Genomic DNA, 8,675 nt, shown 5'->3' with positions numbered 1-8,675 from the left:
CAGCTCGGCGTCGATGCGCTCGCGCGCCCGTGCGCCGCCGAGGCCGTGCAGCCGCGCGTGGAAGCGCAGGTTGGCGAGCACCGACAGATCGAGATCGAGCGTCGGCTGCTGGAACACCACGCCGATGCGCGCGAGCGCCGGCGCCGGGGCGGCGGCGAGGCTGTGGCCGCAGACGGCGATGCGGCCGCCATCGGCGACGAACAGCCCCGACAGCAGCTGGAACAGCGTCGACTTGCCGGCGCCGTTCGGACCGAGCAGCGCGACGAACTCGCCGCGGCCGACTTCGAGGCTGACGCCGTCGAGCGCCTTGCGCGGCCCGTAGGCCTTGACGACGTGCTCGACCGCGAGCAGCGGCGTGCCCTCGGCGAGCGGCGGCCGGGAGGATGCGGGGCTCATGGGCGCGGGGTCTCCGGATCGAGTATGACGCGACCGGACAGCAGCTCCGGGTGCGTCGAAAGCAGTTGCCGGCGCAGCCGCCACACGGCTTCGGGCGCCCGCGGTCGCGGCTCGGGCAGGACGAGTTCCAGCACGATGCCGGCCGGCCGGCCGCCGAGGAAGACGATGCGATCGCCAAGCGCCAGCGCCTCGTCGAGGTCGTGGGTCACGAACAGCACGGTCGGGCGCTCGCGCATCCAGTGTTCGAGCAGCAGCTCGCGCAGACGCTGCGCGACCGGTGCATCGAGCGACACGAAGGGCTCATCGAGCAGCAGCAGGCGCGGGCGCACGGCGAAGGCGCGCGCGAGCGCCACGCGCCGCTGCTGACCGCCGGAAAGCTGGCCCGGGTAGCGATCCAGCAGCGCCGGCGGAATCTCCATCGCATCGAGCAGCGCCTCGGCCGCCGGCGAGCAGCGGCCGTCCGCCAGCACCAGCGCGAGGTTGTCGCGCACCGTCAGCCACGGCATCAGCCGCGGCGTCTGGAACAGCATGCCGCGCTCGGGCGGCGCGTCGATGCGGCCGAGGAAGTCGGCATCGAGTCCGGCGATCGCCGCGAGCAGCGTGCTCTTGCCGCAGCCGCTCGGCCCGACCAGACACAGGAACTCGCCGGCGGCCACGTCGAGCCGGAGACCGGCGAGCACCGGCACGTCGCTGCCCGGCCAGTACTTGGCCTGCAGCTCGACCGACAGCCCGCCGCCACTCACGCGCGCCACCCGAGCAGACGCCGCTCCAGCGGCCGCAGCAGCCAGGCCTCGACCGCGAGCACCACGGCCGCGAAGGCCAGCGTGTAGGCGAGGATGCCGGCGATGTCGAAGAACTGGAAAAAGGCGTTGAGCCGGAAGCCGATGCCGTTCGGCCGCCCGAGCAGCTCGACCACCAGCACGATCTTCCAGATCAGCGACAGCCCCGAGCGCGCCGACGCGAACAGATACGGCAGCAGCTGCGGCAGATAGACGCGCGTCAGCCGGCGCAGCGGCGGCACGCGAAACGCCGTCGCGACCGCGAGCAGCTCGCGATCGACGGCGCGCGCGCCTTCGCGCACGGTGACGACGACGGTCGGAATCTTGTTGGCGGCGACCGCGAGCACGGCGGCGGCGTCGTTGAGGCCGAACCAGACGTAGCAGAGGATGATCGTCACCAGCGCCGGGATGTTCAGCCCGAGCACCAGCCAGCCGTCGAAGAACACGTCGAGCCGGCGCGAGCCGCCGAGCAGGATGCCGATCGCGGTGCCGACCAGCATCGCGATCAGGAAGCTCGCCGCGACCCGCGCCAGCGTCGCGCCGAGGTGGCGCCACAGCTCGCCGCTGACGGCATGCGCCCACAGCCGCTCCCAGACCGCCGCCGGTGTCGGCAGCACGTCGGAATGCAGCACGAGCGCGAGCCCCCACCACAGCAGCAGCAGCAGCGCGAAGGCGGCGAAGCGCAGCCGGCGTTCGGCGGCGCGGCTCAGGCCGGGTTCAGTCCGCATACCCCGTCCAGAACGTGCCGGTGGCGAGCGTCGTGCCCCTGCCGACCAGCGCCTCGCCGCCGAGGCGCGCGAGCAGCGCGAAGATGCGGGAGGCCGTCAGCGCATCCTGCGGCCCGACGTGCTGCGGGATGCCCTGGCGGTAGGTGTCGCGCAGGCTGCGGAATTCGGTGTCGTTCGCCGCCTGCATCAGCGGCCTGAGCCTTTCCCAGACCGCATCGTCGGTCGCGAGCGCCTGCTTGGCGGCGCGCGAGGCGCGCAGGAAGCCGCGCAGCGTCTCGCCGTGCTGCGCGGCGAACTCGTCCGGGAACACCCAGGCGATCACCGGCAGGCCGGGCGGCGCGCCGAGGCCGGTCAGCACCGTGCGCATCGAGATCACCTCGCGGAAACCGGCGGCCGAGAGGCGCGCGCCGTAGTTCCAGTAGTTCAGCACCGCCGGCAGCTCGCCGCGCAGCGCGAGCTGGTTCAGCAGCGGCGGTGCGCCGTACTGCGGCTCGACCTGCTGCGCCAGATCGACGCCGAGCGTCTTCTGCGCGTAGGCGCGCAGCAGCAGCCAGCTCTTGTCGACCGCCCCGCCGGCGACGCCGAGCTTTTTGCCGGCGAGATCGGCGAGCCTGGTGATGCCGCTGTCGGGCCGCGCGTACAGCGCGCCGGCCGCGAGCGAATGCGTGACGCAGGTGTAGGGCCGGCCCTCGTCGCGGGCGCGCGACACCCACAGCCAGTCGTCGACGACGACATCGACGGCACCGCCCTGCAGCGCGATGTGCGTGGCGTCCTTGGTGGCGAGCGGCACCAGTTCGAGGCGCACGCCCTCGCGTTCGGCGAGGCCGAGTTCCTGCATCAGCTGCAGCTCCCACTGCACGGTGCCGGATTGCTGGAAGCCGACGCGCACGGTCTCGAGCGCGGTGGCGGTGAACGCGCACAGGCCGCCGGCGAACAGCAGGCAGGCGCGCAGCAGCAGCGAGGATACGGTTCTGGGCATCGATCGATCCGTCAGGTCGGGCGGCGGCGCGGTGCCGTCGGGCAAGTCCGGGCGGAGGGTAAGGGCGAACGGGAAGCCGCGGCCACTGCCGCGCCGGCATGGCGGCTCACGGTGGCGGTGGCGGTTCCGGCCGGGCCTCGACCAGCGCCAGCCCGGCCTCGGCCCAGCCGTCGCTGCCCTCGGGATACCAGTACAGGCGCGTGTAGCCGAAGCTGGCGGCGCGATGCACGGCGTTCCACGACAGCCAGCAGTCGGCGATGCAGTAGATCAGCAGGCCGCGGTCGCGCTCCCCGCGGCTCAGGCGCGCCAGCGCCTGCGCGTACCAGCGCGCCTGCACCGGGGTCAGCTCGTCGTAGCCGACGTTCGGCAGCCAGATCGAGCCGGGGATGTGCCGGCGCGGCCGGTTCGGGATGAAGGCGCCGGGCTCGCCGGCTGCGGCCGGACGTTCGACGGCGGCCATCACGTCGACCGCCAGCGCCGCGCCGGATTCGAGCAGCGTGCGCGCCTCGGCGGTGTCGACCGTGGTGGCGTCCGGATGCGTGGCCGGCACCGGCGCGTGCCAGGCGTGGTCGCGGTAGCCGTCCGGGTTCAGCGTGCCGAGCGGCAGCTCCGGCATCTGCGGCGGCTGCAGCGCCATGACCGGGCCGGCGGCGCACAGCAGGCCGAGCACCGGCACGCAGAGCACGGCGGCATGATCGCGGAAGCGCACCGGCGCACCGTCCACCGGGACCGGCACCCTAATCGCGCACGCCGAGCGAGGCGCGCTCGATCGCCGGGTACAGGTGCGAGACCGAGCGCTCGTACTCCTCGCGCAGCAGCGCGAAGTCATTGAAGCGCGCCGGGATCGGCAGGCGCAGCACCTCGGCCATGTCGGCGCCGCGCCCGGCGGCCTCGTGCAGGGTTTCATCCAGCCAGCGCAGCCAGTCGATGTCCTCGGCGATCGCGCGGTTGTCGGTGATTGCCCCGACCGCCGGCACGATGCGCTCGGCGTTCAGCGCCGCCAGCCGGTCGAGGCTCGCGATCCAGTCGGCGATCACGGCGTTCGGCGTCGCCGGCGTGCGGCCGTTGAACACGCTGCCCGAGAACAGCGTGCCGGTCGTGCGATCGAGGATCGCGAGATCGGCGGCCGTATGCCCGGCGTTCGGGATCAGCTCGAACTCGTGAGTGCCGATGCGCACGCTGCCGGCGGCGACGGCCTCGGCCGGCAGCAGCGGATCGGTGCCGCGCATCCAGTCGCCGACCATGCGGAACAGGTTCGAATTGAAGTCGTTGCCCTGCTCGCGCAGGCCCTCGATCGTGCCCGGCAGGGCACGGATCGGCACGTCGGCGAAGGCCTGGTTGCCGAGCGCGTGGTCCGGGTGGTGATGGGTCAGGTAGACGGCGACGACCGGCTCGGCGGTGACGCGCGCGATCGCCGCGCGCAGCTGCTGGCCGTAGCGCTTCGACGGCCCGGTGTCGATGACGACGACGCCGGCGCCGGTGACGACGAAGGCGGTGTTGGCGATGTTGCCGCCGTTGCTGCGCGAGAAGTTCTCGGGCACGCCGGCGACCAGATACGTGCCGGGGGCGACCGGCTCGGGCTGCAGCCGGTAGTCGGTGTCGGCGGCCTGCAGCGGCACGGTGACGATGACCGCGAACGCGAGCGCCGCCGCGCGCACCGCTCCTGCCTGCTTCCCCTGCTTCCTTCGGGCAGTCAAGGCGCTTCTCCGGCGATGCGTCCGGCGGTGTTGTCGTGGCCGGCGATGCGCACCGGGCCATCGGTGTGCAGTTCGAGCACGAACACCGGGCTCTCGGCGACCGGCTCGAAGCTGCGCAGCTCGGCGAGCCGGCGGCCGTCGGCGGCCGTGAAGTCCAGCGCCTCGACGAAGAAGGCCGGCGTGCCGCTGATCAGCCCGGTGTCGTTCGGGTGCGCGATGCGCAGCTTCACGCGCGAGCCGATGCCATCGAGCGGCCAGCGCCGCGCGGCGACGTGGCCGATGTCCTCCTCGCGCACCTTCGCGGCGTTTGCCGACGGCAGCGTGCAGCCGCCGCCGGCGGCATCGACCCAGGCGCCGCCGACGTGCCAGACGCCATCGGCCGTGCGCGCGGCGACCCGGATCGGCGTGGCCTGCTGCACGCGCACGCGAAAGCCCAGATACGGCTCGGCATCGAGCGGCCGGTATTCGAGCACCTTCGGGATCGGGTTGAAGTCGATGAACGCGATCAGCGTGTCGACGGCCGTGCCGCTGCGCACGCGCGCGCTGACCGGCACCTGCATCGAGTCCTCGGCCGCCGGCGGCAGCGTGACCTCGACCAGATCGTCGAACACGACCGTTGCGTCGCGAAAGAAGCGCTGCTGCATCGCCGGCCACTGCGGCGAGGCGAGCGGATCGGCCGGCACGCCGGGACCGGCGTGCGCGACCGTGGCAAGCAGCGCCGCGCACAGGACGGCGACTGGCGCGACAGCGGATGAGAACGGCACGGCGACGCCCTGCATCGAGGCCCGCGGCGGGCTCAGTTGGCCGGCGTGTTCAGGCTCATCGCCTGACGGTCGAAGATCTTCTGCAGCGAGCCGTCCTTGCGCAGCGCCTCCATCGCCTCGCCGAGTGCATCGCGCAGCCCGGTCTCGTCGGCCTTGACCGCCATGCCGACGTTCCACTCGAACACGCGCACGTCCGGCGCCGGCACCGTGCCGATCACGAAGCGCGAGCGGTCCGGGCCGAGGCAGTGTTCGAGCTGGCCGCGCTGCGCCGCGAAGGCCGGCACCTCGCCGGCCTTGAAGGCCTCGCAGGCGGCATCGACGGTGCGGAAGTGGCGGACGTTGTTGATGTAGGCGTGGTTCGAGGTCGTGATCAGGTACTGGTCGGCGACCGTGCGCATCTCGACGCCGACCTTCTCGGTCCTGAACACGTCGAGCGAGTTCAGGTCCGGAATCTTCGTCTTGTCGTAGGCGACCGCGACCAGCTCGCGGTAGTACGGCGCAAACAGCGCGACCTTGTCGACGCGCTTCTGGAAGTCGGCGTTGACCGGCACGTGCAGCATCACGTCGGCCTTGCCCCAGCCCATGTAGTGGCCCTTCCAGACGGCGTTGCGCAGGTCGTCCTCCATCGATTCGTCGGAGGCAGGGATCGGCACCAGCGCCATCGCGACGCCCATCTTCCCGGCAAGCGCCTTGCCGATCTCGACATCCAGACCGGTCATGCGGCCCTGGGCGTCGGTGTAGGAATACGGGGGAAAGTCCTTGTAGACGGCGACGCGCAGCACGCCCTTCTCGCGCACTTCGGCGAGCGCATCGGCACTGGCCGAGGTGACGCCCTGGGCAACGGCGAGGCCGGCGAGCACGGCGGCGGCGAGGATACGTTTCATGTCAGGCTCCCGGGAGATCGGCGCAGCGGCGGGCCGGTCATCCCGGCGCGCCGGCACGGCTGAGACGGCGTCCCTGCAACAGAAAGCGGGGTGCGGCAGTCGCGCCGCACCCCGTTCACGCCCGCGTGTAACCGGACGATCAGGACTTGTGCAGCTTGAACACCCAGAGGCTGCCGCCCTGCGTCAGATAGCTGATGCGCTTGGCGACCTCGCCACCCCACAGCGGCACCGCACCACCCCAGCCCGAGGGCACGGCGATGTACTGCTCGCCGTCCATCTCCCAGGTGACCGGGCAGCCGACCACGCCGGAGCCGGTCTGGTAGCTCCAGAGCTCCTTGCCGGTCTTCGCGTCGAAGGCCTTCAGGAAGCCTTCCGGCGTGCCGGTGAACACCAGGTTGCCGGCGGTGGTCAGCACGCCGCCCCAGAGCGGGGAGTAGTTCTTGTATTCCCAGACGATCTTGCCGGTGGCCGGATCGATCGCGCGCAGCGCGCCGATGTAGTCGTCATACAGCGGCTTGATGTTGAAGCCGGCACCCAGGTAGGCCGCACCCTTCTTGTAGGTGATCGGCTCGTTCCAGATGTCCATGCCCCACTCGTTGGCCGGCACGTAGAACAGGCCGGTGTCCTTGTTGTAGGCCATCGGCATCCAGTTCTTGCCGCCGAGGAAGGACGGCGCCGAGAACACGGTCTCGCCCTTCTTGCCGTCGGCGCTCTTGGACGGATCGCCCGGGCGCACGCCGGTCTCGATCGGACGGCCGGTCTTGAGGTCGACGCCGGTCGCCCAGGTCTGCTTGGTCACGAACGGCGTGGCGCTGATCAGCTTGCCGTTGGTGCGGTCGAGCACGTAGAAGAAGCCGTTGCGGTCAGCCTTGCCGACGGCCTTGATGGTCTTGCCGTCCTTCTTGAGGTCGAACGAGACCAGCTCGTTGACGCCGTCGAAGTCCCAGCCGTCGTTCGGGGTCGTCTGGTAGTGCCACTTGATCTTGCCGGTGGACGGGTCGATCGCGAGGCTCGAAGCCGAGTACAGGTTGTCGCCCGGACGGGTGTGGGCGTTCCACGGCGCCGGGTTGCCGGTGCCGATCAGGACCGAGTCGGTCTCGGGATCGTAGTAGCCGCCGAGCCAGGTCGCGCCGCCGCCGGTCTGCCACAGATCGCCCGGCCAGGTCTTGCCGGTTTCACCGGTGAGGCCGGCCTCGGTCTTCTGGCCGTCCTTGAAGGTGTAACCCATGTGGCCTTCGATGACCGGACGCGTCCAGACCAGCTTGCCGGTCAGCGCATCGCGCGCATCGACGCGGCCGACGACACCGAACTCGCCGCCCGAGACGCCGGTGATGACCAGACCCTTGACGACGATCGGCGCGGCCGAGTTCGAGTAGCCGTCCTTGTAGTTGTCCATCTTCTCGCGCCAGACGACCTTGCCGGTCTCCTGGTTCAGCGCGACGAGCTGCGCATCGAGCGTCGAGTAGATGACCAGATCACCGTAGAGCGCGGCACCGCGGTTGATCACGTCGCAGCACGGCAGGATGCCGTCCGGCAGGCGGTGCTCGTAGACCCAGAGCTTCTTGCCGGTCTTGGCATCGACCGCGTAGATGCGCGAGTACGAGGCGGTGACGAAGATCTTGCCGTTGTAGACCAGCGGCTGGGCTTCCTGGCCGCGCTGCTTCTCGTCGCCGTAGGAGAAGGTCCACGCCGGTACGAGGTCCTTGATCGTGTCGGCGTTGATCTGCTTCAGCGGGCTGTAGCGCGTGCCCTGATAGTCGATGCCCCAGGTCAGGACGCTCTTGTTGTCCTTGACGCCGGCATCGAGCAGGTTCTGGTCGGTGACGCCGGCGACGGCCGCCGAAGCGACACCGAGCAGCAGGGAGACACCGAGGGCAAGGCGGTTCATCGGGAATCGTGCATGCATCATGGGATTGCTCCTCAAGGCTCCTTCGGGCGTGGAGATTCGAATGTCCCGCTTCTGTGACATCAAATGAGCGGTGCATCGCACTTGAGCAAGGTCAATGCCATTTTTTTCGTGCGCGTTCCGTGCAATTGCAGCAATCCGGTAGCGATCAATCGTTTGCACGGATCGTGCGATTGCCGGATTTTTCCGGTCACGCAATTGCCGCAATGCAGCATGCGATGCGGGCGTCACAGCCTTGCCGCACCGGTGGCGCGGATCGTGACAGCGCGGTACAGCCTGTCCCCCGCACGGCACTGCCCCGGCCGGCGGCTGCACATGCCGTCCGCGCGGTCCGCAGCGCCGGCAGGGAGCGGCCGGCAATCATCGGTGCCCGGCGGCCGGATCGCCAGCCGGCGCCTGCAGGCCGGGAGGATTTCCCGCCCGCCGGACGCAAGGCGGCCGCCGCCCTGCAAGCACAGGGCGACGGCCGCTCGGGGGACGGGTGCGTCCGCTCTTACTGGGCGGGCGGAGCAGCCGGGGCGACCGGAGTTGCCGGGGCGGCC

The 8,675-nt window shown here is 70.8% G+C and carries 9 protein-coding genes; all 9 read right to left on the bottom strand.

The features are described from left to right. The coding region (locus PKE44_RS11125; protein WP_324551076.1) for an ATP-binding cassette domain-containing protein at positions 1-396 on the bottom strand (396 nt) is incomplete at its 3' end. After that, on the bottom strand, positions 393-1,148 hold the full coding sequence (locus PKE44_RS11120; protein WP_324551075.1) for an ABC transporter ATP-binding protein: 756 nt from the start codon (positions 1,146-1,148) through the stop codon (positions 393-395). The genes PKE44_RS11120 and PKE44_RS11125, both read right to left, overlap by 4 nt. Next, entirely contained in the window at positions 1,136-1,903 is a 768-nt protein-coding gene (locus tag PKE44_RS11115) for an ABC transporter permease subunit (protein ID WP_324551074.1), read from the bottom strand. Before PKE44_RS11115 ends, PKE44_RS11120 begins: the two co-directional genes overlap by 13 nt. Further along, positions 1,893-2,882 carry an ABC transporter substrate-binding protein gene (locus PKE44_RS11110; protein WP_324551073.1) on the bottom strand — a complete coding sequence of 330 codons (990 nt, stop codon included), beginning with the start codon at positions 2,880-2,882 and terminating at the stop codon, positions 1,893-1,895. Before PKE44_RS11110 ends, PKE44_RS11115 begins: the two co-directional genes overlap by 11 nt. A gap of 106 nt (positions 2,883-2,988) precedes the next feature. Further along, positions 2,989-3,606 (bottom strand): rhodanese-like domain-containing protein, encoded by a 618-nt coding sequence (locus tag PKE44_RS11105; protein WP_324551072.1) that lies wholly within the window; start codon positions 3,604-3,606, stop codon positions 2,989-2,991. Between the two features lie 13 nt (positions 3,607-3,619). After that, complete coding sequence (locus tag PKE44_RS11100; protein WP_324551071.1) at positions 3,620-4,579, bottom strand: quinoprotein relay system zinc metallohydrolase 1; 960 nt, start codon at positions 4,577-4,579, stop codon at positions 3,620-3,622. Then, positions 4,576-5,343 carry a quinoprotein dehydrogenase-associated SoxYZ-like carrier gene (locus PKE44_RS11095; protein WP_324551068.1) on the bottom strand — a complete coding sequence of 256 codons (768 nt, stop codon included), beginning with the start codon at positions 5,341-5,343 and terminating at the stop codon, positions 4,576-4,578. The genes PKE44_RS11100 and PKE44_RS11095 overlap by 4 nt, the downstream gene beginning before the upstream one ends. A gap of 32 nt (positions 5,344-5,375) precedes the next feature. Beyond that, positions 5,376-6,227: a transporter substrate-binding domain-containing protein gene (locus PKE44_RS11090; RefSeq protein WP_324551067.1), complete on the bottom strand. Its 852-nt coding sequence runs from the start codon at positions 6,225-6,227 to the stop codon at positions 5,376-5,378. 139 nt (positions 6,228-6,366) lie between these two features. Next, a complete protein-coding gene (locus PKE44_RS11085; protein WP_324551066.1) occupies positions 6,367-8,115 on the bottom strand; it encodes a methanol/ethanol family PQQ-dependent dehydrogenase in 1,749 nt (582 codons plus the stop codon). Positions 8,116-8,675 lie beyond the last annotated feature (560 nt).

Origin of the sequence: Plasticicumulans sp., assembly GCF_035331805.1 — a bacterium.
Lineage (GTDB): Bacteria > Pseudomonadota > Gammaproteobacteria > Competibacterales > Competibacteraceae > Plasticicumulans.
This window is presented reverse-complemented; position numbering and strand designations above follow the sequence as displayed.

Bases quoted from the DNA above. Each gene is read 5' to 3' on its own strand.
- PKE44_RS11115 (WP_324551074.1), bottom strand. From the start codon at position 1,903: ATGCGGACTGAACCCGGCCTGAGCCGCGCCGCCGAACGCCGGCTGCGC.
- PKE44_RS11110 (WP_324551073.1), bottom strand. From the start codon at position 2,882: ATGCCCAGAACCGTATCCTCGCTGCTGCTGCGCGCCTGCCTGCTGTTC.
- PKE44_RS11090 (WP_324551067.1), bottom strand. From the start codon at position 6,227: ATGAAACGTATCCTCGCCGCCGCCGTGCTCGCCGGCCTCGCCGTTGCC.
- PKE44_RS11085 (WP_324551066.1), bottom strand. From the start codon at position 8,115: ATGAACCGCCTTGCCCTCGGTGTCTCCCTGCTGCTCGGTGTCGCTTCG.